The sequence below is a fragment of the Paenibacillus sp. URB8-2 genome, assembly GCF_013393385.1.
Lineage (GTDB): Bacteria > Bacillota > Bacilli > Paenibacillales > Paenibacillaceae > Paenibacillus_AQ.
On the sequence record NZ_AP023239.1, the window covers coordinates 3,186,234 to 3,211,688 of the forward strand.

Annotated in this window: 25 protein-coding genes; 4 read left to right on the forward strand and 21 right to left on the reverse strand. The window is 51.7% G+C overall.

Annotated elements, in window-relative coordinates; all coding sequences use genetic code 11:
* Nucleotides 1-137: 137 nt before the first annotated feature.
* The 7 genes from PUR_RS14605 to PUR_RS14635 all read right to left on the reverse strand — a co-directional run bounded on the left by PUR_RS14605 (nucleotide 138) and on the right by PUR_RS14635 (nucleotide 5,252).
* Nucleotides 138-1,262: an AbrB family transcriptional regulator gene (locus PUR_RS14605; protein ID WP_179035878.1), complete on the reverse strand. Its 1,125-nt coding sequence runs from the start codon at nucleotides 1,260-1,262 to the stop codon at nucleotides 138-140.
* Nucleotides 1,263-1,269: 7 nt separating this feature from the next.
* Nucleotides 1,270-1,671 (reverse strand): Rrf2 family transcriptional regulator, encoded by a 402-nt coding sequence (locus tag PUR_RS14610; RefSeq protein WP_179035879.1) that lies wholly within the window; start codon nucleotides 1,669-1,671, stop codon nucleotides 1,270-1,272.
* Between the two features lie 76 nt (nucleotides 1,672-1,747).
* On the reverse strand, nucleotides 1,748-2,224 hold the full coding sequence (locus PUR_RS14615) for a flavodoxin domain-containing protein (protein WP_179035880.1): 477 nt from the start codon (nucleotides 2,222-2,224) through the stop codon (nucleotides 1,748-1,750).
* Nucleotides 2,225-2,257: 33 nt separating this feature from the next.
* Nucleotides 2,258-3,121 carry a hypothetical protein gene (locus PUR_RS14620; protein WP_179035881.1) on the reverse strand — a complete coding sequence of 288 codons (864 nt, stop codon included), beginning with the start codon at nucleotides 3,119-3,121 and terminating at the stop codon, nucleotides 2,258-2,260.
* Between the two features lie 26 nt (nucleotides 3,122-3,147).
* The gene (locus PUR_RS14625) at nucleotides 3,148-3,774 is read right to left on the reverse strand and encodes a TetR/AcrR family transcriptional regulator (protein ID WP_179035882.1); all 627 of its coding nucleotides are present in this window, start codon (nucleotides 3,772-3,774) and stop codon (nucleotides 3,148-3,150) included.
* A 173-nt stretch (nucleotides 3,775-3,947) separates the two neighbouring features.
* The gene (locus PUR_RS14630; protein WP_179035883.1) at nucleotides 3,948-4,721 is read right to left on the reverse strand and encodes an SDR family NAD(P)-dependent oxidoreductase; all 774 of its coding nucleotides are present in this window, start codon (nucleotides 4,719-4,721) and stop codon (nucleotides 3,948-3,950) included.
* 21 nt (nucleotides 4,722-4,742) lie between these two features.
* On the reverse strand, nucleotides 4,743-5,252 hold the full coding sequence (locus PUR_RS14635) for a GNAT family N-acetyltransferase (RefSeq protein WP_232101513.1): 510 nt from the start codon (nucleotides 5,250-5,252) through the stop codon (nucleotides 4,743-4,745).
* Nucleotides 5,253-5,403: 151 nt separating this feature from the next.
* Here PUR_RS14635 and xerS point away from each other — a divergent pair, with 151 nt between their 5' ends.
* A complete protein-coding gene (gene xerS, locus PUR_RS14640; protein WP_179035884.1) occupies nucleotides 5,404-6,486 on the forward strand; it encodes a tyrosine recombinase XerS in 1,083 nt (360 codons plus the stop codon).
* A gap of 215 nt (nucleotides 6,487-6,701) precedes the next feature.
* On the opposite strand, the gene mobB is transcribed toward xerS, so the two are convergent.
* The 7 genes from mobB to PUR_RS14675 form a co-directional block, all read right to left on the reverse strand.
* Nucleotides 6,702-7,355, reverse strand: coding sequence for a molybdopterin-guanine dinucleotide biosynthesis protein B (gene mobB, locus PUR_RS14645; RefSeq protein ID WP_179035885.1), 654 nt, complete (start codon nucleotides 7,353-7,355; stop codon nucleotides 6,702-6,704).
* Nucleotides 7,356-7,378: 23 nt separating this feature from the next.
* Entirely contained in the window at nucleotides 7,379-8,641 is a 1,263-nt protein-coding gene (locus tag PUR_RS14650) for a molybdopterin molybdotransferase MoeA (protein ID WP_179035886.1), read from the reverse strand.
* A 364-nt stretch (nucleotides 8,642-9,005) separates the two neighbouring features.
* Nucleotides 9,006-9,512, reverse strand: coding sequence for a DUF4178 domain-containing protein (locus tag PUR_RS14655; protein ID WP_179035887.1), 507 nt, complete (start codon nucleotides 9,510-9,512; stop codon nucleotides 9,006-9,008).
* 111 nt (nucleotides 9,513-9,623) lie between these two features.
* Complete coding sequence (locus PUR_RS14660; RefSeq protein WP_179035888.1) at nucleotides 9,624-10,292, reverse strand: PspA/IM30 family protein; 669 nt, start codon at nucleotides 10,290-10,292, stop codon at nucleotides 9,624-9,626.
* 69 nt (nucleotides 10,293-10,361) lie between these two features.
* On the reverse strand, nucleotides 10,362-10,700 hold the full coding sequence (locus PUR_RS14665) for a prenylated flavin chaperone LpdD (protein ID WP_179035889.1): 339 nt from the start codon (nucleotides 10,698-10,700) through the stop codon (nucleotides 10,362-10,364).
* Between the two features lie 33 nt (nucleotides 10,701-10,733).
* Nucleotides 10,734-11,702 carry a dihydroorotate dehydrogenase gene (locus tag PUR_RS14670; protein WP_179035890.1) on the reverse strand — a complete coding sequence of 323 codons (969 nt, stop codon included), beginning with the start codon at nucleotides 11,700-11,702 and terminating at the stop codon, nucleotides 10,734-10,736.
* Entirely contained in the window at nucleotides 11,695-12,399 is a 705-nt protein-coding gene (locus tag PUR_RS14675) for a dihydroorotate dehydrogenase electron transfer subunit (RefSeq protein ID WP_179035891.1), read from the reverse strand. The genes PUR_RS14670 and PUR_RS14675 overlap by 8 nt, the downstream gene beginning before the upstream one ends.
* Before the next feature lie 237 nt (nucleotides 12,400-12,636).
* On the opposite strand from PUR_RS14675, the gene PUR_RS14680 reads away from it, so the two are divergent.
* Nucleotides 12,637-13,569 (forward strand): polysaccharide deacetylase family protein, encoded by a 933-nt coding sequence (locus PUR_RS14680; RefSeq protein ID WP_232101514.1) that lies wholly within the window; start codon nucleotides 12,637-12,639, stop codon nucleotides 13,567-13,569.
* A gap of 195 nt (nucleotides 13,570-13,764) precedes the next feature.
* Here PUR_RS14680 and PUR_RS14685 read toward each other — a convergent pair whose 3' ends face one another.
* The gene (locus PUR_RS14685) at nucleotides 13,765-14,427 is read right to left on the reverse strand and encodes a 3D domain-containing protein (protein WP_179035892.1); all 663 of its coding nucleotides are present in this window, start codon (nucleotides 14,425-14,427) and stop codon (nucleotides 13,765-13,767) included.
* A 425-nt stretch (nucleotides 14,428-14,852) separates the two neighbouring features.
* On the opposite strand from PUR_RS14685, the gene ppk1 reads away from it, so the two are divergent.
* Nucleotides 14,853-16,964: a polyphosphate kinase 1 gene (gene ppk1, locus PUR_RS14690; RefSeq protein WP_179035893.1), complete on the forward strand. Its 2,112-nt coding sequence runs from the start codon at nucleotides 14,853-14,855 to the stop codon at nucleotides 16,962-16,964.
* On the opposite strand, the gene PUR_RS14695 is transcribed toward ppk1, so the two are convergent.
* The 5 genes from PUR_RS14695 to PUR_RS14715 all read right to left on the reverse strand — a co-directional run bounded on the left by PUR_RS14695 (nucleotide 16,903) and on the right by PUR_RS14715 (nucleotide 21,657).
* Entirely contained in the window at nucleotides 16,903-18,441 is a 1,539-nt protein-coding gene (locus tag PUR_RS14695; protein ID WP_179035894.1) for a Ppx/GppA phosphatase family protein, read from the reverse strand. The two genes, ppk1 and PUR_RS14695, sit on opposite strands and share 62 nt — an antisense overlap.
* A gap of 181 nt (nucleotides 18,442-18,622) precedes the next feature.
* Nucleotides 18,623-19,345: an amino acid ABC transporter ATP-binding protein gene (locus PUR_RS14700; RefSeq protein WP_179035895.1), complete on the reverse strand. Its 723-nt coding sequence runs from the start codon at nucleotides 19,343-19,345 to the stop codon at nucleotides 18,623-18,625.
* On the reverse strand, nucleotides 19,332-19,991 hold the full coding sequence (locus PUR_RS14705; RefSeq protein WP_179035896.1) for an amino acid ABC transporter permease: 660 nt from the start codon (nucleotides 19,989-19,991) through the stop codon (nucleotides 19,332-19,334). The genes PUR_RS14700 and PUR_RS14705 overlap by 14 nt, the downstream gene beginning before the upstream one ends.
* Before the next feature lie 153 nt (nucleotides 19,992-20,144).
* Nucleotides 20,145-20,633, reverse strand: coding sequence for an IS200/IS605 family transposase (gene tnpA, locus PUR_RS14710; protein WP_179034640.1), 489 nt, complete (start codon nucleotides 20,631-20,633; stop codon nucleotides 20,145-20,147).
* A 208-nt stretch (nucleotides 20,634-20,841) separates the two neighbouring features.
* Complete coding sequence (locus PUR_RS14715) at nucleotides 20,842-21,657, reverse strand: transporter substrate-binding domain-containing protein (protein ID WP_179035897.1); 816 nt, start codon at nucleotides 21,655-21,657, stop codon at nucleotides 20,842-20,844.
* 425 nt (nucleotides 21,658-22,082) lie between these two features.
* On the opposite strand from PUR_RS14715, the gene PUR_RS14720 reads away from it, so the two are divergent.
* Nucleotides 22,083-23,897, forward strand: a complete 1,815-nt coding sequence (locus tag PUR_RS14720) for an alpha-glycosidase (RefSeq protein ID WP_179035898.1) — start codon at nucleotides 22,083-22,085, stop codon at nucleotides 23,895-23,897.
* Nucleotides 23,898-24,002: 105 nt separating this feature from the next.
* Here the strand turns inward: PUR_RS14720 and glgA are convergent, their stop codons facing one another.
* Complete coding sequence (glgA, locus tag PUR_RS14725) at nucleotides 24,003-25,433, reverse strand: glycogen synthase GlgA (RefSeq protein WP_179035899.1); 1,431 nt, start codon at nucleotides 25,431-25,433, stop codon at nucleotides 24,003-24,005.
* Nucleotides 25,434-25,455 lie beyond the last annotated feature (22 nt).

Sequence of the window (25,455 nt, forward strand, 5' to 3'; positions counted from 1 at the left end):
AAACACCCCCGCCGTTACGCTTACGTAAAGGCGGGGGTGTTTGACTTGGCTGGGTCATTTTTGTTATGAATTTTTCATGTAGTGAAAGTTTAGTGTAATCAAGTTAACATAATATTCATTACGTCAATTTATTCGAATTATTCTGCCTGCCGCTCAGGTTGCCGCCCGCCGGTTTTTGTCCGATCCCACACCCGGAAGAACAGTTTCAGCATCGGCGGAACGGCGAAAAAGATAAAAAAGGTCCGAAACAGCTGGTATCCAGCCACCATCGGCAGATTTGCGTTTACTTCATGGGCAATCAGGCTCATTTGATCCATGCCGCCTGGCGCCAGACTCAGCAGTGCCGTCGCAGGCGAAGCGGAAGAATAAATTCTTAGAATTTCGCTCAAGCCGAAGGCTCCCGCAATCAATAACACGCTGCTGCCCAGCGCCAGAACAAGAGTCCGCACTTTATGCTCCAGACCCGCCGGCTTCAGCAGCAGCCCCACATATACGCCGATCATGAGCTGCGCGGCATCCAGAACGGGGACGGGAAGCGCGGGGCCGGACAATCCGCTTAGCTGGATTACAGCTGTTCCGATGGCCGGTCCAAGCAAGTACGGAGTCGGAAATTTGACTTTATTCCCGGCTACCGCGCACACGACACTCACAGCCGCAAAGATAAATATGTTCGGAAACAATCCGGTCCATGTGGCATGGACGGCAGACAAAGCCGGGATTTGAGCAGCGGTCCCGCCGCTTACGCCGTTTAAAGGTCCGAACACCAGCACCGGCACCGTGATGATGATCATCATCAGCCGGATAACCTGAGTTACGGTAACTACGGTCATGTTGATTCCTTCGGTCTCTTCAGCCAAAATAAGCATTTGAGTAAGTCCACCCGGTATGCTGCCGATCAGTACCGTTCTGAAGTCGCATCCGGACAGTCTGGATACGGCGGCGGCAATTCCCCCGCACAATAAAATCAACGCGGCCGTCATAAGCAGCATACTCGGCAGCTCGCGGGACATTTCTCTTATAGCGGAGACCGTCAGCGCGAGGCCGATCGTGTAGCCGACAATAATCATCCCGGTATTTCGTACCGCAGCCGGCCAGCCGTAATAGCCTTTTGCCGTGTTGGAACCGATGAGTACCGCAAGCATCGGACCGAGCAGCCAAGGAATGGGCAAACGAAGCAGCGTAAACAAGACGCCTCCGAGAATTCCCGTCAGCAGGGTAAACGTAAATTTAAGATGCGATTTGAGGCCATTGGATTTTTCCATATCACTTTCACTCCATCATATCCGCCACCGTATAGGATTCCAGCACCCTGGATACCTGAATCTCAATATCAGTCATAATTTTAGCGAAGGATCCTCGAACTTTGTTCCCGAACAAATTGTTCTCGGCTGTCTCCAACATTCCATCCCAAAGCGGCTCATCCTCATGAACGGAGCGGTACACCTCAGACAGCGTGATTGTCTCCGGCCGCTTAGCTAGCCGGTAACCTCCGCCTCTCCCCAGCTTCACTTCGATGATCCCCGCTTCGGTCATACGGGCCAGAATCTTGCGCAGCGCCGTCGGCTCACAGCGGATTTGCCCAGCCATTTCGGCGCTGGAATACTGCTCTTCCTGCGAAGCCAAAATGATCAAAGCCTGAAGGCCGTATCCGAATCTTTTGACTTGGGCCATTCGGAAATGTATGCTCCCCTGCAGTGGATTTAATGTGCAAATAATAGCACATTAAATCCCGCACGGCAACTCCTCATTATCCGAGCATTTTTGCAGCAAACTTGTTGATCTTATCGGAGGACAAGCCGTCTCCCCTCCTGCGTTTGCCTTTTACCGCCCGAAAAACCAGCTTCTCCGGCAGCGACAGCTTGCTGTAATCCAGTTCATTACCGAACACGTCCGCAGCCTTAGCCCGGGCCCGCAAGAATTCCGGGAACGCTTCCTCCAGTTCCTTCAGCGCTTTCTCTCCCGGCTCGGCTGCGCATAGAAACAATCCGATCCTTTTGGAGGCGAGCTGCGACTGCTCTTTTTTGATAAATTCGGTCATTTGCTTCTGAATCCCGCCATAATAAATCGACCCGCCCAGAATGACCGTCTCATACTCTGAAAGCGCGGGAACGCTGTCCGTCATCAGATTTATCGTGTCCGCCCCCTGCCCCATCCGTGATTGCAGCATACCCGCAGCCTTTGCCGTGCAGCCGTGTCTGGTCGTGAACAAAATTAACGTTTTCATTCCAATTCCTCGCTTCCGCATCATTAAAGATCCTTATGCCAGTTTCCGTGTATGCTTCAACAGCAGTACAAAATTATATAACGCCCATATTGTAAAGCCCGGAAACAGAATAAGCTCCGCAAGAGAAACGTTCACGCCCGCATACAGCATCGCGCCAAGCATGGCGGTGATCGCCATTAAGAGCGAAATACCTTTCACAATCATCACGGACGCCAGCAAAAATCCGATGGTCTTTCTTTGGAGCACCAGAACGCCTGACGCAATACTTAGCGGTACAACGACACCGAGGTCCATCGCCTGAATAACCAGGGTGCTGTAATGCTCCAGACCGAGCGGCGCGCCGCTGACGGGATCGGGACGCAGGATTTTGCCAATCCACAGCAAGCCGATGGAACAGCCGATGAACAGTAGAAAAATGCCGATTCTTTTGACGGGAAGAGTGTCTTTAAATAAGCGGTCTCGGTCCTTCTGCAGGGAATTCAAAGTGAGGATAAAAGCGAACAGACTGGCTGAGAACAAAACCGTATAGACGAGGAACATCGAATTGTACATGGATAAAAAAGCGTAAGAAGCGTAGGTATACAGAAAATAGCCGAGCGTTCCGGCAAGAAGCAAATGTCCGTTCCTTTTTCCTTTTCCGGTCATAATGAGCGAAATGCACAACAGCGGAATTCCAAGCGCCAAGGTAACCATATCCTGGCCTTTCGCCTGTGCGGCCATCGAAACCGATTCGTTCTTGTATAATCCTTGGCCGTAAAGGGTTACGGACTCACCGCGGACCGACATAAAAGAATGTTCACCCGGGCCTCCCGGAAGCAGCAGCCCGGCTCCCGCAGCAATCGCCGCGAACGCAATAATCAAGACTGATAACAGAGTGATCAGCCTTATGTTCTTCATATCTCTTCTTCCTTCCGTCATTTCATTCATCCTCTGTTCGGGTCCGCAACGGCAGCCAGCATCAGTTCAATATACCCGTCGATCAGCTTCTCTCTTTGTTCAGCAGGTATCTCCTTCTCAACGGTCAGACGGAGAATCAGGCCAAAGGCGGCGCTCCAGACAATCTGAGCGGTCAATTCGATATCGCTGTCTTCTTTAGCGCGCATGCTTTCAAAATTCCGCAAAATCCCGCACAGCATGCCGATGGCAGGCCGCTGCTCCGAAGCTCCGCGAAACAGCACGGCTGTATGCGAAAGCACGGAAGGCGATTCATTCAGCATAATGTTCCGGTAACTGGAACCGTCTGCAAGCGTTGTCTCAATGAAACGCCGCATCGTCTGCGAGAATACCAGCTCCGGGCGTGTCTCTTTCGCGCTCGCAGCACTCAGTTCCGAGACGAACTCCTGATAATCCTGCTGAAGGAGCTGCTCGACAATGGCTTCTTTCCCCGAAAAATAGTGATAAATAATGCCCGGCGAGTATTCGATCCTCTCCGCAATCTTCCGGATGGATAGACGTTCCAATCCTTCTTCTGCCGTAATATGGCTTGCCGCATCCAAAATAGCCTGCCGTCTTTCATCCCGCTCCCGTTCCTGCCGCTCATGCCGTTTCATTATGGCCGAGGTCCCTCCATTCAACTTTGAACACTGTTTAATCAATTAAACAATGTTGATTATAGAGTCCGTTCCATCTATTGTCAATGAGCTTTCGCCCGTCGTAACTGGCGAATCTCATGGGAGAAGCCAAAAAAAAGCAACCCGGTTATACCGGATTGCCGATGCTAAATTTAAAATCCGAAAATGCTCATGCCACCATCCACGATCAGCGTTTGCCCCGTCATGTAATGAGCCGCGTCGGATGCCAGAAAAACAACCGGCCCCACCAGTTCCTCCAGGCTGCCGATGCGGCCGAGAGGCGTACGGTCCAGAATCCGCTTCAAATACTGCTCGTCCGCCAGCAGCTTTTCGGTAAGCGGAGTACGGAAATACCAGGGTCCTACCGCGTTGACGCGTATTCCGTACTGGGCCCATTCCAGCGCCAGATTTTTGGTCATCTGGATCATTGCCGCTTTGGTCGCGCCATAAACTACGCCGGTCCGCAGCGCAGTATGCCCGCCCACGGATGAAATGTTGATAATGCTTCCTCCGCCCTGCTCTTTCATCAAGCCCGCCGCCAGCTGCGAGCCGATGAGCGCCGATTTCAGATTAGTGGCCATAATGGCCTCCCATTCCACATCGGTCACTTCAAGCGCGGGTGTACGGATGTTCATGCCCGCATTGTTAACGAGCAGATCCAGCCCGCCCAGATCGGCCGCGGCCCGCCCGAAGACTTCTTCCATCTGTTCGCGCTGCGTGACGTCTGCCGGATAGCAGTAGCTCTTGGCTGAAGTATGCTCCGAGATCAGGGCCGATGTTTCCTCCAAATCGGTGATCGTCCGGGAGAGGAGACCCACATCGCAGCCGGCTTCAGCCAGCCCGATGGCCAGCGCGCGGCCGATGCCCTTTCCAGCTCCGGTAACGAGCGCTTTTTTACCATCCAACCTGAAAGAAGGTAAATACATGAATATCCGCTCCTGTCTGTATCATTTATTGACCTTGCCGGCGTTCAGCGTACTGAAATACTGGCTTGGATTCCCCTGCTGGGAATTGAACTTTTCCCGGAACGTATCCTGCGTGTATTCGCCGATCACCCTGTGCCAGAAGCTGCGGGCAGGCTCGTTTGCCCGGATCTGTGAAACTTTCCAGTCGCCGGGGAACATGTCGAACAGCCGGTGCGCCGCCCATTTTCCGACGCCGGTGCGGCGGTATTTTTGCATCACAAAAAACTCTGTCATGTAAAACTGTCCTTCGCTGCTCCGCAGCAGACGGTCAACTAGCGCAAATCCGGCCGGACGGCTGTCGCACGTTATGAGGTAGGCATATTTATTATGGCCGCTGTTCCAGTAGGCTTCCAGACCGGGATAAGCGGGATACGCGCCGTCACGATCCACGTCGAGATCCAGGTAACGGGTGAAGTCGTACAGATAGAACTGCATGAGTCTGCTTATAATCTGCTTCCGCTCGGCGGGAACCAGCTCAAGTCCAAGTTCCAAAGGGTTCACCTCTGCATGTCGCTTTTTTCTATTCCTTCACATGATATAACTTTGAACCTCCCGGAGCAAGGCGGAGCCGGGAAAAGTAAATCCGGCCTGAACATGCTAAAATAGGTGACAGGAAGAACAATCTGGGAAAAAAGGTGACCTCATGAGCATACAAAAAATTAGCGACCGGAAAAAGCTGGATCTGAAGCTGCCGCTGATGCCCTGGTTCGTTCAGCAGTTCATCGATTACAAGCTTCCGGACCTCTCGCCTTCCACCCTGCTGGAGTACGTGCGGGATTATGAATCTTTTTTCGGCTGGCTGCGCGCAGAAGGATTGTCGCAGGCCGACGCCAACGCCGGGGTCACTCTGCTGGAGCTGGAGACGCTGCATATGGACAGTATAGTCGGCTACCGGCTGTTCTTGACTACGCGGACGGAGGATACGAATTCAAAAATTACCGTGTCCCGCAAGCTTTCCGCCCTCCGCTCCCTGTTCCATTACCTCAGCCAAATCGCCGAGGACGACAATTTCTATCCTTTGCTGAAACGCAACATTATGGCCAAGGTCGAAATCAAAAGAATCCACAAGCCGAAGGATACCGCTGCCAAGCTGAAAGGCAAAATCCTGGAAGAGGATGAGCTGCTCGAATTCGTCGGCTATATTCTTGAGGGCTACGGGCGCGACGTGGAAGGAAATAAGCAAGCCCATTACGCGTTTATGCTGAACCGGGAGCGGGATGCCTGCATTGCCAGCCTCATTCTCAACTCGGGACTGCGCGTCTCGGAAATCGTCAATCTGAACGTCGATGACCTGGATTTGAACAACAAGCTATTGTATGTTTACCGCAAAGGCCATAACGACGAAACGTTCAAGACTCCGGTTTATTTCCGGGAACAGGCCAAGGATGATTTGCAGCATTATTTGAGCCTGCGTCAGCACCGGTACAAGACGCCCAAGAAGGAAAAGGCACTGTTCATAGCCAAACCCAACGGCAGCCTGGAAGGCAAGCGGATGACCAAACGAGCCATTCAGGAGATGATCATCAAGTACGCCAAACGGTTCGGCAAGCCTTATTTAACCGTCCATAAGCTGCGGCACTCGTTCGCTACCGATTACTATTTGCAGAACGATATTTACAAGACCAAAGAGCAGCTAGGCCACGCCTCCACCGAGACGACAGAGGTTTACGCGCATTTGACCGACAAGACGATGTCCGAAGCCATCGAGCGGCGGCATGAATCTTGAGCGGAACGACGGACTTGCCGGTATCCGGGCAGGAGAGCGCAAAACGGCCCTATATCAAAAAGAAGCGGTTCGGCAACCCCAATAGGGAAGACGAAGCCGCTTCTTTTTGCCATGGGACCCTTTTTCCGCTTGATTGGGCAGTTGCAGGCAAGCATGGTTTAGACTGTGACAAGTTCGCGGATATGATGAATGATGCGCTTGTTGTTGTGAATTCTTCATATATTGAAATGTTGGAAAAAAGCTCGATCCCGCCATAAATAGTCGGCGATTTCGTCCGTATCGTTAATTCCAAAGCGCCGCTGCCCCGCAGGCCGGCGTTCCAGCATGGCTTCGGAAATATTTCCCCAAGCTGCAACTGCCGTCACATTTGTCAGCCGTTCGGTCAGCTCCAAATCCCCCTCATCCCGTATCAGCACGATCTTGGGATACTTCTCATCCTTGAAGCCTTCCACAAGGACATAATCGTAACGCATAAAGCCCTTTATCAAATCCGCCAGCTCCCTGCTTCGGGATTCCAGTATAAAAGACTGCTCTGCCCCGGTGATGGCGACCGCCCCGGCGCCCGCTTCCCGATGCCGCCACGTGTCGGTTTCCGGACGGTCCGCCTCAAATTCATGGGCATCGTGTTTAATGACGGCAACGCTCCATCCTTTGGCCCGAAGAAGCGGAATCAATCCGCAGATCATCGTCGTTTTGCCGCTGTTCTTGTAGCCGACAAACTGGCAGACCGCGGGCCGGGAGGAAGCTGCCCCCCTCCTGCCAAACCGGCCGCTGCGGAAGTCCGCTTCAGTGCCGGAACCCGCCAAAGCCGATGACGCGGGCGCCCTCCCGGCCCGTCCGTAACGGCCGGATGCCCGTTTCGCTTCCATTCCGCCGCGCCTGCAAGGCCGCCTCATGGCAGCATGATCGCGCGGACCTTCGCTCCGGCGGACAATCCGCGTTCTTCGGGCGGCACGATGATCAGACAATCGCTGTCCTTAATGGTGACCATTACGGACGATTCGTCTATTGCGGCAGGGTAGGCATAGACACTTCCGCCCCGCACCTCCAGACGGGCCCGCACAAAGCGGAAATAATTGTTCACCTTGGGATAGTCCTTCCCCAGCACAACGGTCCATTCCGGAAGGAAAGACTCGGACGCCCCTTGCATGGAAGCGATGACCGGACGGGCGAACAGCTGGAAGCCGACAAAGCACGCGCCGGGATTGCCGGAGAGCGCAAGCAGCAGCTTACCGCCGCGCACCGCGGCCGTCGTGACGCTGCCGGGGCGCATGGCGACTTTATTGAACAGCATATCGCCCGCTTCTTCGCGCACCAAGTCGCCCATAATATCATAATCGCCGACCGAGACTCCACCTGTCGTGATGACAAGGTCATAAGTTTCCAGAGCCGTCTGCACCTTGCTCCGGGCGAGCTCAAGCTCGTCGGCGATGGCGCCCAGCATCACCGGCTCGCCGCCCGCCTCCCTGACAAGCGCTTCAAGCATTGGAGAGTTGCTGTTGCGGATCTTGCCGGGCTGAAGCGGCTCTTTCACGTCCAGCAGCTCGCTCCCCGTGGCAAAGACGCCGACTCTGGGCCTGCGGATAACCGGCACGTCGTGCACGCCGAACGCGGCCAGCACAGCGATATCCCCAGCCGCGATCCTATGGCCGGCGGCAAGCACCTGCTCACCCTGTTTAAGCTCATATCCCAGCGGTGTAATATTGCGTCCGCTTGGAATCGGCTTGCGGACACCGACATGGGGAATGCCGTCAAGCTCGCGGGTTTCCGTCACTTCCAGCATAACAACGGCGTCGGCCCCTTCGGGCACCTGCGCGCCTGTCATAATTCGCGCTGCCGTCCCGGGTATGATCGCCCCGGCAGGCACCGCACCGCAGGGAATGTTGTCGACGACTTTAAGCCACACCATCCCCTCATCCCGGCTGTTCTCCGTATCCGAGGCGACCACGGCATACCCGTCCATTCCCGAGCGGTTGAACGCGGGAAACGGATGCGGCGCCGCGATCGATTCCGCCAGATAACGCCCCAGCGACTGCTCAAGCGGCACGGTCTCGGCTTCCATCGCCCCGGCGTAATTCATGAGTCTCGCCTGTGCTTCATCGACCTGGATCGCCTTGCGCCCAAATTTGTTATCCGATTGTTCGCGGTTTGTCATAGATTGTTCCTCCTTCTCATAATTGTTACCGTATGTAACCGTTCTCCCTCCCTGTATTCCAGCTAACGCGAGCCTTCCGGCAGCCGAATTACGGAGGCGTAGACTTTTCCAAAGTCTGGCTCAATCTATTGTAGCATACCGGAAATTGTGTACCCAACCTTAGCCACCCGCGAAAAATCGGTTTAACTAAGAAGAAACGGCTCCGCCGTCCTCTGGAAGAGGAAGGCATCCGTTTCTCGTAAAAATATCAGGTTAAGGATAAGCGCGAAGCTTATCCTTAACCTGATATTTCTAAAAAAGCAGGCGTGCCGCTGTGCGCACCCCTGCTTAGATTAGCCTAACCTATTGAATTCATCCGTACGCGTTATGAGGCCCGTATTACTCTCACATCGCCGGGAATGATTTTTTCGCCCTCATACAGCATAAAACGTCCGTTCTGCCATTCGATCCGCAGCAGACGGCCGTCATCCGACTGATACTGCCAGACATGCTGGTCGCCCGCATTCATAAATGGCGTCTGTCCGGCAACGGATACATGGCCTTCATATTCTTCTTCCAGATAGTACACGTTGTCGTCCAGCTCCATCGTGGCAGGAATCTCCGCCAAGCTGTCCAGCCGGCCGTCGATCGCCTTGTACAGCGCATATCTCAGCTCTTCCCTCTGCTCTATATGCAAATAGGCGAGTGCCGTGCCGTCACGGAGAGTCAGCAGCGCCGCATTCCGTCCAAAGTTGCTTACGCGTCCCGTCACCTCATAGGTGACAAGCGATACCTCGCAGATGTCGCCGGGCGCAAGCTGCAGCATGCTCTTTTCCTTCCGGGGCGGTTCGTCCTTGGCAAATAAATTGCCGATACGCTTCCAAATGCTCATCCGTTGTCCTCCCTGTCATAAACTCGCCAATGCAAAGCGAAGGAGAAACGGCGGCGCCGTCTCTCCTTTCGCCAGCATATCCCGGGCCGCTAACCTTTGCGGGAGTATTCTTTATTGCTTCTCATACTGCTTCATCAAGGCTGCAAGTTCGTCCTCAACTCCCTGATCCTTGTTCAGCTTCTCGAACTCATCGTCCAGCGATTTGTTGCCGGCGCTCATCTCGTTGCTCGCTTCTGCCTGCGCTTCGGCCTGGAGCATCTTCTCTTCCATCCGTTTCAGTCCTGCGGTGGCGGAATCGGAGCTGAAGCCGCTCATCGCTTTGTTGATTTCGGTCTGCGCCTTCGCCGCATTGTAGCGGGCAACCAGCGTCTCGCGCTTGCTCTTCATTTGACTCAGCTGCTTGCGCATTTCATCCAGCTTGGAGCGGAGATTGTCCGCGGAAGCCTTGTTCTGATCGTAGCTGGTTTTGTATTCCGTCAGCTTGCCTTCGGCGGTCTTCTTCTCTTCCAGAGCACGGCGGGCAAGATCGGCGTTTCCGGCCTGCGCAGCGGTGTGAGCCTGCTGATTGCGCTTATTCACCAGCGCTTCCTGTTCCTCGTACAGCTGCTTGAATTTCTTCTCGATGGCGATCTGGGCGGCTACCGCTTTCTCCGCATCCTCCAGATCCTCGGTCATGTCGCGGATATATTGGTCGGTCATCTTGATCGGGTCCTCGGCTTTGTCAATGATTGCATTGATATTGGACATTGTTAAATCACGCAATCTTTTAAAAATCGACATGGTTCATTCCTCCAAAAGATGGTTTTTAATGCTTCATGATATGTTGTACGCAGGGGATTCAGGCACGTTTCATTTTTTGCCGGCCAAATATTGCTCCACCCTGCGCTCTACAATCTCCACCACCCGTACAATTTGTTCTTTGGACAGATCGTCGTAATGAATACCCATGACAACCGTTACCGTTCTCCGCAGCGCTTCGGCAACTTTGACGGCAACCGATTCGCTGATCGTGTGCTCTTTATGCCCGGGAACGACCGAAGTCGTCACCTCGGCGCCATTCTCTCCGATGTAGGCAGTGCTGGCGGCACCGATATGCCGCACTCCGCCCGTAATCAGCAGCAGAATGTCTTGTCCCACCGCCGTTTCGGACAACGAGATATCGCCCGGATCAAAGTCTTCCGAAGGCACACAGATTCCCTCCCCAATATATTTAACCGTTTTTTATACAATGCCCCGGATTTCATCCAGAGAATAGATATTTTCTTCGATCATAAACTGCCGCAGGTCTCTAAGCAAGTCTTCGCCCGCACGTAAATTCATAAAATTGTAGGTGCCGACCTGAACCACTGTCGCTCCCGCCATGATGAATTCGATAATATCCGTCGCGGAAGAGATGCCGCCCATGCCGATAATCGGGATTTCCACCCGCTTGGCGACCTGGTGCACCATTCTTAGCGCAATTGGCTTAATAGCTGGTCCGGACAGACCCGCATACAGATTGTTGAACACGCTGCGCCGGCGGCGCACGTCGATCTTCATGCCGGAGATTGTATTGATGAGGGATACGGCGTCCGCTCCTTCTTCCTGGCACATCAGCGCCATGTCGGCGACATCCTCCGCGTTCGGGGACAGCTTGACCGACAGAGGCAGGCTCGTCGCCCGCCGGACGGCCCGCACCAGCTCGCGCGCGTCGCATGTTCTGATGCCGAAGGCGATCCCGCCTTCTTTTACATTCGGGCAGGAAATGTTCAGTTCAATCATGTCGACCGCTTTGCGGCCGCTATCGCTCCGCCGGTCGGCATCCTGCTGGATCAATTCCGCTCCGGTGACGTAATCCTCGAACGTATTCCCCCCAAGATTCACGATCCGGGCCGTGTCAAGCGTCTCCCAGTACGCGCATTCTTTCTCCAAGAACGCAGGAATCCCCGGATTCTCCAGTCCGACGCTGTTCAGCATGCCCGAAGCCGTCTCATAGACACGCGTTCCCTGATTACCCGCTTTGGGCTGAAGCGTCAGCCCTTTGCCGGAAATGCCCCCGAGTTCGTTTATATCATAATATTTTGCATATTCCTTGCCGAACCCGAAAGTGCCGGAAGCCATAACGATCGGATTCTTGAACGTGATGCCGGCAATATTGGCGCTCAAATCAAGCTGTGTGTTCAGGGATGACGAATCACCGTTTTTAATCATGGAACACCACCTCCTCTGCCAAAAATACCGGACCGTCCGCGCAGGCTTTCCGCTGTCCGTCCTTGCAGGATACGCTGCACACGAGGCAGGCCCCGATTCCGCAGGCCATGCGGTTCTCCAGCGAGAGATATACATTCACGTTACTTCCCGCGGTAGCCGCGGCGATGCCTTTAAGCTGGGCCGCTTTAAGCATCGGATGCGGTCCGCATACGAACACATGGTCATATTCCGCAAAATCGACATTGTCCAAAATGAGTCCGCCGACATCAACCGTAAGTCTTGCGGCGTGGGAACGGAACTCCTCCGTCCGGTAAGGCTCTCGGCTGAAGCCGAGGTACACGTCGGAGCCCGGAAGCTCGCGCGCACAGTACAGCAGCGGCGCGATGCCGATACCGCCCCCGATCAGCGCAACCCGTCCGGTGACGGCGGGAAAGCCGCTGCCGAACGGGCCTTCCAGATTAATGGAATCTCCAGGAGTCAGCTGCGAGAACAGCTCGGTTCCCTCTCCCACAACGTGATACAAAAAATCGATGCCTTCATCGCTAACTTGATGTATGCTCAGCGGTCTGGACAGGACCGGATAGGCTCCCCACGCCCGCAGCATGTAGAATTGCCCCATTTCCCCGCCGTATTCTCCGCCCACCCGGAGATGGTAGACATTGTCCGCCAGCCGCTCATTACTAATAACCGTCCCCACGATATCAAGCTCCTTCAAATTTTATCTTATTAAACATGCCTGAGAAGAAACTTAAAATCTGTGATATTCTTCACACTATGCATGTTTCTTTATTCAAATTTCAATCTTCCGTACTTACAGTATACACGTATCGGAAGCTGCTCGAAATATCGGGATGAATAACAGTCTGCGCATGTTTTCAGCCCGATTGAGGAATAACAACGTAATGACGCCTTTATATGAAGGGAGCGCACAAAAATGTTTCATGTCCGCTTTGCCAAAAGGATCAGTTTGGGCCTCATTTGTATGCTCATCAGCTGTGTATTAGGCTGTTCAGCCGTTTCCGATACGATTCGGACCGAGATGGATGCGGCGGTTCCGGAGAACCAAACCGTAAAGAGCCATACGGATTGCCGAGCTGCAATGACGGCAGGCGAACCCCTTTCGTGCACAGCTATAAAGGACGAGAAGACTTCGGCAAAGCGCGCACTCAGTGGAGACAATGACCCCGCCAGTAAACCCGCGGCCGCCTCACCGCTGTCCCTTGGCCAGCTGATTCGCAAATATCCGGATGTCATCAAGACGAACGGACCTAGAATCAAAAAGATTGCGCTCACGTTTGACGACGTCCCTGACCCCAGATTCACCTCGCAAATCTTGGATGTGCTCCGGAAATACCGGGTGAAAGCCACCTTTTTTATTGTAGGAAATCGTGCAGCCAAGCATCCCTATCTAGTTAAACGCATGGTAAGAGAAGGCCATAGCATTGGCAACCATTCTTATAACCATCCCCAATTCGGCAAGCTGAGTGTCCTGCAGTTCCGTTCCCAAATCGTACGATCGGAAAATATCATTAACAAAATTGCGGGATTCAGACCGAGGCTGATTCGCCCCCCCTACGGCGAAATAAACGAACAGCAGCTGAAGTGGGCGAAATCGCACGGCTATAAGCTGGTGAATTGGAGCGTTGACTCTCTAGATTGGAAAGGACTGCCCAAGGAAAAGGTGAAGCGCAATATTTTGGCTCATGCCGGCAGAGGCTCAATCATTCTTCAGCACGGCGGCGGCGGCGCAGGAAGCAATCTGAAAGGCACCATTGAGGCGCTGCCCGAGATCATTGAGGCGCTTCGCCGAAAAGGATACACTTTTGTGACCGTTCCGGAGATGCTTAAGGTGCCGGAGAAGAAATAGTGGGCCATAACCGTTCTTTTCAGCAAGAAGAAACGGCTTCGCCGTCCTCTGGAAGAGGAAGGCATCCGTTTCTCGTAAAAATATCAGGTTAAGGATAAGCGCGAAGCTTATACTTTCTGATATTTCAAAAAAAGAAACGAAACAGACCTCCGGCCTGACTTCGTTTCTTATAGTTTCTCATAAGATGATGATTAACTATTTAATTACGTACAGCTGCACATACTGGAAACCGAATTCGGATACGAAGCTCTGGCTTCCGGGAATAAAAATATCGATACGGTTGCCCTGAATAGCGCTTCCTTTATCGGAGGCGGTTGCCACAAAAGCCTGTTTGGGAAGTCCCGGATGGGAATATCCCGTTACAAGCACCTTCGTTCCAAGCGGAATGACATCCGGATCGACAGCGATTGTGCCCAGCTTCAGCGGATTGCCGAAATAGTCGACAGCCCCCCATTTTCCGTTCTCGCTCGCGGCAGAAGAGTAGGCCGTTGCTTTCACCTGCAATGATTTCTCATAACTGAATATTTTCCCCCAGGCCTCTACCGTCTTCAAATCCTGCTCCTCAATCAGCGATGTCGTCTGTGCTTTACTCAAGACTTGCATTTTCGCGGGAGCGGACGGCGTGTCCGAAACGGGAACGACCAATCTCAGGCCTGGATACAGATTAAGCGGATTTACTTCGGGATTTGCTTTCGTTAACGCGCTGACGCCTACGCCATATTTCTTGGCTACCTTGTAGAACGTAGTCTTTTCTCCGGCGATGTGAATGGTTTCGGCATGCGCAGGCGCAGCCATCAGCAGGGCTCCGAGGCCCAAAATGACGGCGGCGGATTTAACCGATGACACTCTGAATTTCATAACTGCCTCCTTCTGACTAATGCACGAATCTCGGGTTATGTATTTTCCAATCGTAGTATGTAAAATTTTGCTCTAAGCTGCTTTACCCGACAGGTTTGAATATATCACAATTTTGTAACCATTGCATTTGTAATTGTTACCATTCTGAAATAATTCAGCAAGCGATAAAGAGTGAAACTGAAGTTATGGTTACATATTATTTATTATGTTAACTTGTTAAATGATGCAAACTTGTTAAATTTCGACGAATGACGAGGAATATTTTACACTGCGTTAACAATTGTCACTGACGAAAAAGGTAATATTAAAGAGAAACGGTTCATAACCGTTCGCGGACAAGAATATAACATTGTCTTCACATTATGATAGAATGATGGAGAGATTACCGCTAGAATCGGCCCATTGGTTATAAACTTGGAGGAGTCATGAACGAAGAGGATAAGAAAAACAACTACAGCAGTCCATCCGCCTATCTGAACCGGGATCTCAGCTGGATCGAGTTCAACCGCCGCGTCCTGCAGGAGGCTCAGGACCCTAACAATCCCCTGATGGACAGGGCCAAATTTCTTGGCATCGTCTCAAGCAACCTGGATGAATTCACCAGTGTTCGGGTTGCGGGCATTCAAGATCAGATCCGTGCGGGATACACGAAAAAAGATTTTACCGGCTATACTCCTTCCGGCCTCCATAAACGTCTTCATAAGCGGGTCGGAAAAATTGTCGCCGATCAATACCGGACCTTTCGGGATATTTCCCGGAGCCTTAACAAAGAAGGCATTGTACTCGTCGATTATGAAGACTTGACCCAAGCCCAGGAAGCCGCCGTCGAGCAATATTACCGGGATATTATTTTCCCCATTCTGACGCCGATGGCAGTGGATCAGAGCCGGCCGTTCCCGCTTGTTCACAGCTTGTTTATCTATCTGGCCGTCGTATTGAAGAAAAAACATAAAGATGAGGACGAGTTCTTCTTTGCCATTTTGCAAATTCCGTCCAATCTGCCGCGCTGCATCCCGCTTCCGCACCGCGCCAACAGCAAACGGCGGCAGTTCGTCTATATTGAAGATGTCATTAGGGCCCATATCGGGACGCTGTTCAGCGGCTACCATCCGGTTGCCGTCAATGAGTTCCGCCTTACACGAAACTCTGACCTGTCCCTTGACGAAGAAGGCGCCGAGGATCTGCTCGAAGAGATTGAGAAGGAGCTGCGAAAACGCCGCCGGGGAGTACCAGCAAGGCTGGAGGTCCAAAAAGGCATTCATCCGTATGCTTTGGAACAACTGCAGGCTGAATTTGAAATCGAGCATTTTGTGTATGAAATCGACGGACCGCTTGATCTGGGATTTCTGCGTCAATTTGCCGGAGGTCTTAAGGGATACGGCTACTTGAACTACCGGCCGATCGAACCTGTTTATCCGGCAGAATTCGATGAAACCGAGGATTTCTTCGAGGTCCTTCGGGAACGTGACGTTCTCGTTTATCATCCCTATGAATCGTACGAGTCCATCATCGACTTCATTACCCAGGCGTCCGAGGATGATCAGGTAATGGCGATTAAGATGACCCTTTACAGAGTCAGCGGCAATTCGCCGCTTATTAACGCGCTCGCCTTCGCGGCCGAATCGGGCAAACAGGTAACTGTCGTGGTGGAACTGAAAGCGAGGTTCGATGAAGAGCGCAATATTGCTTGGGCCCGGAAGCTGGAGCAAGCGGGCTGCCATGTGGTGTATGGCCTGGTCGGACTTAAAACACATGCCAAGATTCTGCTGATTGTCCGCCAGGAGGGCAACGAATTGCGCCGATATGTACATATAGGGACGGGCAATTATAACGAGAACACCGCCAAAATATATACCGATATCAGTCTGTTCACAGCACAGGACGACGCGGGGCTCGACGCCTCCGAGCTGTTCAATCAGATCACGGGGTATTCTTCCAATCACGAATGGAACTCCTTCGTAGTCGCTCCGGGCAGCATGAGCCATTCGCTGAAAAAATTGATCAGCCGGGAGAGCGAACACGCCGCTGCCGGCCGCCCGGCGCGTATTGTCGCCAAGATGAATTCCCTGTCCAACCAGCAGGTCATCGATGATTTGTACGAAGCGGATCAATCCGGCGTTTCGATCGATCTGATTGTCCGAGGAGTCTGCTGCCTTCGCCCCGGAGTGCCGGGCCTGAGCGAACGGATCACGGTCCGCAGCATTGTCGACCGCTTTCTGGAGCATTCCCGGATTTACTATTTCGAAAATGGCGGTGATCCCGAGGTCTATTTGTCAAGCGCGGACTGGATGACCCGCAATCTGACCCGCCGGGTCGAATTAATGTGTCCGGTCAGGGATAAAACGGCCCGTGAGCAGGTGGTCCAAATATTGGAGATGTCACTGAAGGACAATCTGAAATCGAGCTTCCTCCTGCCAAGCGGCAATTATGAGCGGCCAAACGACGAAAAGGCTCCCTACCGGAGCCAGTTTGCCGCTATGGATGTTGACAATTGGAAGTATACTCAAGCTTTACCTTCAGACCCCATGCATTCTTAAATGCCTTCAGGGCATTGTCGATTTCCTCCAGCTTCAGCAGGGGCCGCTGACAGACTAGAAGCTCGATATCAAGGCTTGACCCTTTAAGACGCGGTTTAACTTCCTGTTCCATTCCGGTCTCGCCGCTGTCCAGCGCCGCACTCAATTGGACAAGCGAACCGAGCTTGTGTATCCGCTCTTCGTCGGAAGGCAGAAGAATGTCCTTGTGCTCCGTGGACAGCTTCTGCTTCCGGCTTTTTGTGCTGTACGAGGCGATCATAGAGCATAGGACGAGCTGGCGGTGGGTAAGGCCGCGAATCGGCGAATTCATCAGCCAATAGCGGGTATGCCGCTTGGACTGGTAATAATTGATATTAGCGCCCAGGCGGTAAAGCATGACCGAAACATAGATCAGCATTTGCTGTTCTTTCTCATCGCTTTCGCCCTTGAGTGTTGAATACAAACTTTGCGCATTTTTGTAGACGTAAGTTAAAAAATCGGCCGACGCTTCCTTGTTCAATTGCTGCAAAGTTCCAAGACTGTACTCCAGTGCGCTGGCGCGGACCGGGTGCTCAGGCTCCAGCAGATCGTGCAGCATCCCTTCACGAAGCCCTTCTCCGCTGATGAGCGCCCGCCCGGCTCCGATGTATTGATACACGGTATGAAAAATAATCAAACCCGTTACAATGATGTCCGCCCGGCTTTTCGACAATCCCTCCAGATTTTTACGCTTGTCATACGGCATCGTCGGCAGCGTCTCCATGAATTTTTTGATCGTTTCGGTGGACAGCGTATATCCATGCGAATTAGGAAGGGAGTAATTTCTGCGTTTTTGGTCTATTTTGCCAAGCGTCCGCAGCGTCCCCCCGAGACCGAATAAAGGCAGCCCTGAACCGGCCCGGAGCCATTCGCATTCTTCCAGACGCCCGCGCACAAAAGCTTCGAGCCTGTGCACCTGCTCCCCGTCCCAATTGCCGCCCTGCCCGAACGCCACATTCGTATTGACCGCTCCGAACGGAAAGGAAATGCTGTGCCGGTAGCTTCTATTCTGAAAAAGGGTAATCTCCGTGCTGCCGCCCCCGATATCGATAACAAATCCGTCATTAATGTCGAAGGCGTTGATCACACCGAGAAAGCCGAAATAGGCTTCCTGCTGCCCGCTGATGATTTCGATCGGCAGTGAAACCGCTTCGGAGAGAAATGCGGCGATCTCTTCGGAGTTGGACGCATTTCGGATCGCCGCTGTAGCTCCGGTCCGAATCCGTGCCGCACCGAATACTTGACATACTTTTTTAAATTGAAGAAGCACTGGAACGATAGTTTCAAGCGCTTCCCGCTCCAGTCTGTTTTCTTTGGTGATTTTTTCGCTTAGACGGGCGGAGTACTTGCACTCCTTGATAATCCGGTAACCTCCTTCAGGGGTCGTTTCATAGATAACGAGTCTGATGGAGTTGGAACCGATATCGATAATACCAATTCGGCTGAGGTCGTTGTTCATCGTTTGTTCCCCTTTATACTATTACTGAGCATAATTATACATGGTTAAGCAGCATATTTACATTTTAAACGTTGGGCGTTTTTCTAAACGTGCCGAAGATAACGATTGCAATCCGAATTTGAGGGTGAAAAAAGCGGCCCGGAAGCGCTTCTCGCCTCCAGACCGCTCATCTTATTGGATGTTACAAAACCTTGCTCAGAAAATCCTTTGTTCTGGCGTACTTAGGGCTGCCGAACACTTCCGCCGGTGTTCCCTGCTCTACAATAACTCCGCCGTCCATGAACAGAATCCGGTCCCCCACCTCACGGGCAAAGCCCATTTCATGGGTGACGATGACCATAGTCATGCCCTGCTCGGCCAGCTTCTTCATCACCTCAAGCACCTCGCCGACCATCTCGGGGTCCAGCGCCGAAGTCGGCTCGTCGAACAGCATAACATGCGGCTGCATGGCAAGCGCTCGGGCAATCGCGATCCGCTGCTTCTGCCCGCCCGAGAGCTGCGACGGATAGGCATCCTTTTTGTCTTCGAGTCCGACGGTACGCAGCAGGTCGATCGCTATTTTCGCCGCTTCCGCCTGTGACTGCTTCTTAACCTTAACCGGAGCGAGCGTAATGTTTTGCAGCACGTTCTTATGAGGAAACAGGTTGAACTGCTGGAAGACCATGCCCATTTTTTCACGCGTTACATTGATATCATGCTTCCGGTCCGTAATGGATTGACCTTCAAAGGCGATTTCTCCACCCGTCGGCTGCTCCAACAGATTCAAGCAGCGCAAAAATGTGCTTTTTCCCGAGCCGCTCGGACCGATCACAACGACGACTTCACCTTTTTCTATCGTAAGATCGATCCCTTTTAGAATTTCCAGCTTTCCAAATGCCTTTTGCAAGTTCTTAACGGTGATCACTGGCGCTCCATCTCCTTTCCAGTCTGCCAAGCAACTTGGATAATGTAAATGTCAGAATAAAATACATCAGAGCGATAACCAGCAGCGGAGTCAGTCCGTCATAGGTAATCGTGGTAATTGTTCTGGCTTGGAACAGCAAATCCATCGCCCCGATCATGCCGACAATAGAAGACTCTTTGATAATGGTGATGAACTCGTTGCCAATGGCCGGGAGCACGCTCTTGAGCGCCTGAGGAAACACAATGTAGCGCATGGTCATCGCCTGAGTCATCCCCAGTGAACGTGAAGCTTCCGTCTGGCCCAGGTCTACGCCCTGAATACCCGCCCGGAATATTTCGGCAAGATAGGCTGAGCTGTTAATTGTAAGGGTAATCGCCCCCGACTGTATCGCGGTAAACTCAAGGCCGATTGAAGGAAGACCGTAGTGAATAATAAACAATTGAACAAGCATCGGCGTTCCGCGCAGAAATTCCACCCAGGCCGCAGCGATCCAGCGAAGCACTCTGAAGCTCGACATCCGAAGCAGGGCAACGACGATCCCGAGCACGAAGCCGCAGATCACTCCGATTACCGCGAGAAGAAGCGTGTATTGCAGTCCGGTCAGAAAAAAGCTGCGGTATTCATACGCCATATTTAGCAAATCCATCCTACTCGCAAACCTCCTTATTTACAAATCAAAACCACCCGTATAACGGGTGGTTTGTTCTGCGGCTGAAAGCCTTTATTACTGGCCAGCCCTAAAGGGCACTGAATGGTTCGCCAACCGCACTACTTTTACTGCTACCCCTAAAGGGGTTTTCTATTTCTTCTTCTTTCGATTATCTTTGATCTCTTCTCCTGTAAATGGATCAATGTATTCCATGATTGTTATTTGTTCCGCGACGATATCCTCCTGCAGTTGATTTTGGATATATTCTTGTATCACTTTCTTGTTCCTTCCGACGGTATCCACGTAAAACCCTTTACACCAAAATTTCCGATTTCCATACCGATACTTTAGGTTGGCATGTCGGTCAAAGATCATCAAGCTGCTCTTTCCTTTTAAATATCCTATAAACGCCGATACACTGAGCTTTGGTGGAATACTCACCAGCATATGAATATGATCTTTACACGCTTCTGCTTCGATAATTTCTACATTCTTTCTTTCACATAGTTGTCTCAGTATTTTCCCAATATCTTGTTTCAATTTCCCATAGATTACTTGGCGTCTATACTTTGGGGCGAACACGATATGGTACTTACAATTCCATTTTGTATGTGCTAAACTGTTCACATCAGATGACATCTGTATTCCTCCTATTGTGCGATAAATTCGGTTGGCGAACCAAATTTATTGTAACATTAGGAGGAATTTTTTTTGATACATCGCTGGAAGCTCTCCCGAACCATACGCATAGCGTATGGTTTTCTTTTGCCAAAAAAAATAGAAAACGGCGGATCACCGCCATTTTCTTCATTTGAGGGAAAAGCAACTTTCCAGTGTATCTTTAAATTTACTTGCTCTCTGCCAATTCGGTCGCCTTGGTCACATACTCTTCGATCTTTCCGGCGGAGTTCAGATCGCCCAGAGTCTTGTTGATCTGTGTCAGCAGTTCCGAGTTGCCCTTCTTGACCCCGATGACGTAACCGTCATCTTCCACTTCCGGCTTCGCATCGGTAATAGCCAATCCCTTCACATTTTTCACGAAAGATTTGGCTACCGGACCTTCCATAATGGAGGCGTCGACACGGTTGGACTGAAGCTGGAGCACGATATCGGAAATTTTGGCAAGCGACGTCAGTTTCGCGCCCTCTATTCCTTTGGCGATGTCTTCTTGAATGGAACCGGTCTGAATACCGATCTTCGCGCCTTTCAAGGTATCCATCGTGTTAAATTTATCCTTGTCGGCTTCGCGGACCACAACAGCCTGCTCGGCTTTATAATAAATGTCGGACAGATCGACCGCCTTCGCTCTTTCCGGAGTCGGACTTAGACCCGAAATAACCATATCTACTCTTCCGCTGGACAGCTCGTTAAGCAGCGAGTCGAACGGCAGATCCTTGATCACCAGCTCAGCGCCCATACCTGCAGCGATGTCTTTGGCAATGTCGATGTCGAAACCGACGATTGTATCCTTGCCGTCGATTACCTTGTGAAATTCGTACGGCGGAAAGTCCGCGCTTGTTCCAAGCGTCAACGTTTTCTTCGCCGCCGTGCCTGTGTTGCCTCCGTTAGCGTCAGTGCCATTATTGGCCTTATCCTGGCCGCAGCCGGAAAGAAGGCTTGCCGCGAGCAGCATCCCCATAGACATTTTGATCCATTTGTTCATGATTGCATATCTCCCCTGTTCTCTCGTCGGGCAATTCAGCCCATCTCTAGTGTGTCAGTTATGTGTCAGTTGTGTCTTGTCCCGGACCGATTTATTATAATTCAACTCGTATGAATATGCAAAGATTTTTTTGTTGACAAATTGGCAAAATAACAGAACGGCGTCTGAAGCCCATATCTAAGAAGAAACGGCTTCGCCGTCCTCTGGAAGAGGAAGGCATCCGTTTCTCGTAAAAATATCAGGTTAAGGATAAGCGCGAAGCTTATACTTTCTGATATTTCAAGGTGAGCCGGCTGTGAAAACGGGTTTTATTTTCTGAAAGATTAAGAAAACGATTGGTTCAATGCATCATGTTTAAGGGTATTAACCTAAGTGCACCGATTCCGAACCTTATCGGAACCCGATCAATGATTAGGAGGGCGACTATGCTGCTGGAAGCTTTGTATCATGTTCCGCGCGATAAATGGGCATATGCCTATGATAAGGAAACCGTGCATCTGCGATTGCGGACGAAACGGGATGATGCGGAAGCGGTCTATGTCATGACCGGCGATAAATACGCCTGGGACAGAACTTTTGAGGAAATCCAAATGAAAAAAGCGGCTTCAGACGACAGTTTCGATTATTGGGAAGTCTGCGCGCGGCCGAAGTTCAAACGGTTATCCTATCTCTTTCGGATCGAATCAGACGGTGAAACGGTTTATATGTCGGAAAAAGGCATGATGTTTGAAATGCCGCAGCCGCCGGGCAACAATTTCGAATTCCAGTATATTCATGAGATTGATCTGTTCAAGGTTCCAGACTGGGCCAAAGAAGCGGTCTTTTATCAGATTATGCCGGAACGCTTCGCCAATGGAGACCCCTCTCTCAACCCGGAAACAACAGAGCCGTGGGGAGGCGTACCCAAGAGAGACAACTTCTTCGGAGGCGATATTCAGGGCGTCATGGATCATCTCGACTACCTGGTCGATCTTGGCGTCAATGCCATCTATTTCACTCCGCTGTTCGTATCGCCGTCTAACCATAAATACGACATTATTGATTACAAAAAAGTCGATCCCCATTTCGGGGACAACGAGAAGCTGAAGGCTCTGGTCGACCTCTGCCATGAGAAAGGCATTCGCGTAATGCTGGATGCGGTATTCAACCACTGCAGCAAAGAATTCCCTCCATTTCAGGATGTCCTGAATAACGGAGAAAAATCCAAATATGCCGATTGGTTCCATATTAATTCTTATCCGGTTGAAATTGTGGACGGCATACCGAGCTACGATACATTCGGCTTTTTTGGGGATATGCCCAAATTCAACACCGCCAATCCTGAGGTCAAATCCTATCTGCTGGATGTGGCGGAATACTGGATTAAAGAAATCAAGCTGGACGGCTGGCGGCTGGATGTGGCGGACGAGATCGATCACCATTTCTGGCATGATTTCCGCATTGTTGTTAAAAGAGCCAACCCGGAAGCTTATATTGTGGGCGAGGTATGGAGCGACTCTCTGGCCTGGCTGCTTGGAGACCAGTTCGATTCCGTCATGAACTATCCGTTCTCCGGAACCGTTCTGGAATTCTTTAATGGTGAAATGGACAGTTATACCTTCAGCAATAAAGTTGGCGCCCTGCTCATGCGCTACCCCCAGCAGACCAATGAGGTCATCTTCAACCTTCTGTGCAGCCATGATACGCCCCGCCTGCTTAACCGTATGGGAGAAGACAAGCGGAAATTAAAGCTTGCCGTCTCCTTTTTATTCACTTTCATGGGTACGCCATGCATATTCTACGGTGATGAAATTGGACTTACCGGCGAAGGCGACCCTGACTGTCGTAAATGTATGGAATGGGCCCCCGCGAAACAGGACCTTGAACTTCGCGATTTCTACAAAATGATGATTTCGCTGCGCAAGGAGAACCATGCCCTGCGCGGAGGCCAATACCGCATTCTCGCCGCCTGCAAGGAAGATCCCTGCATCATTTATGAGCGGATGGATACGGAATCCCATTTTACAATCTGGATGAACAACTCGCCCGAACCTCGCAGCTTAAGCCATCCGATGGAAACCGAAGATTGGAAAGACGCGTTCTCCGGCGACGCTGTGAAGCCCGATAACGGAACGATGCATATTTCCCTCGAACCGTATGGATTCCGGATATTGTCCCGCCGCCTGAATCAAGAAACGCCTGCTTCTTCCAATAAAGATTCCGGAGATGCAATGAAAGAGCATTCTGCCGTGCATCAGTAATGATCCGGTGGAGGACAAAAATAAAAAGGCGGCTTTCTCGGCGTTATACACGCCCTTTGAGAAAGCTGCCTTTTTTGTTCCAAAAGCGTACTGTTCAGATAGCTACTAAACCGGCTCCGTAATTTTATTATAAATATCAATATACTGCTGAGCCGATATATCCCAGCTGTAATCTCCCGTAAAAGCGTTGCGGGTGACGCGTTTCCAATGCTCCGGCTTGCTGTAAAAAGAGACCCCGCGGCGAAGCGTGTTCATCATATCATGGGCGTTATAATTCGTGAAGGTAAAGCCGTTCCCTTCTCCGGTCTCTTCATCATAAGATTGTACGGTATCGTTCAGACCGCCGGTTTCCCTGACAACGGGAATGCTGCCGTACCGCAAGGCCAGCAGTTGGCTGATCCCGCACGGTTCGAACTTTGACGGCATCAGGAACAAATCGCTTGCGGCGTAAATTTTGCGCGAGAGTTCGTCGCTGAACTTGATCTGCGAAGATAGCTTGGTCGGATAGCGCCATGCGGCTTCGCGGAACCAGCGCTCATATACCTCATCGCCTGTTCCCAGCACGACGAACTGGATGTTATCGTAATACAAAAGTTCGTCCAGCACCCGGGTCACCAGATCGAGTCCTTTCGAATCGACCAGACGGGTGACCATGGCTACAAGCGGAATATGCGGCGCTACGGGAAGACCCAATTCCTTCTGAAGGCCGATCTTGTTCTCCGTCTTTTTGAGAAGATTGTTGCGGTATTTCGTATAAATTTTCGGGTCCGTCGCCGGATTGTAAACCTTGGTGTCAATACCGTTGATAATTCCGCTCAAATGATCGGCGCGGGCGTTAAGCAGACCGTCCAAACCATACCCAAAGTGAGGCGTCCGAATCTCTTCCGAGTAGGTTGGACTGACTGTCGTCACATAGTCGCTGAATGTGATGCCGCCTTTCATGAAGTTAACGTTGCCGTAATATTCCACCCCAAGGAAAAAGCTGCCGTCCAGGCCGAGTAAATCGCCGAGCACATCATACGGAAACACGCCCTGGTACAGCAGATTATGTATGGTGAATACGGTACGGATGTCGCTGTAAAACGGATTGCTTCGATAATGCCCTTCCAGCAGCATGGGAATGACGGCGGCATGCCAATCATGGCAGTGCAGCACATCCGGCTGGAAGTCGATTGCCGGCAGCGCCTCCAGAACGGCTCTATTGAAAAAAGAGAAGCGTTCCCCGTCATCCAAATATCCATAAACACCGTCGCGGCCGAAATAATACTCGTTGTCGATAAAATAGACCGGCACGCCGTCATAATTCAACAGCTCGATTCCGCAGTATTGATTCCGCCAGCCTACGGGAACCTCGATCACCTTAACGGGCTCCATCTTGGAGCGGTATTTCTCGGAAATCCCCCGGTATTTGGGCAGGATGACTCTTACATCGACCCCGGCTTCTCTCAGCGCCTTCGGCAGCGCGCCGATGACGTCCGCAAGGCCTCCCATCTTGATGAACGGGTGACCTTCCGCAGCGGCAAACATCACTTTCATACCAATTCCTCCTCTTGTGTAA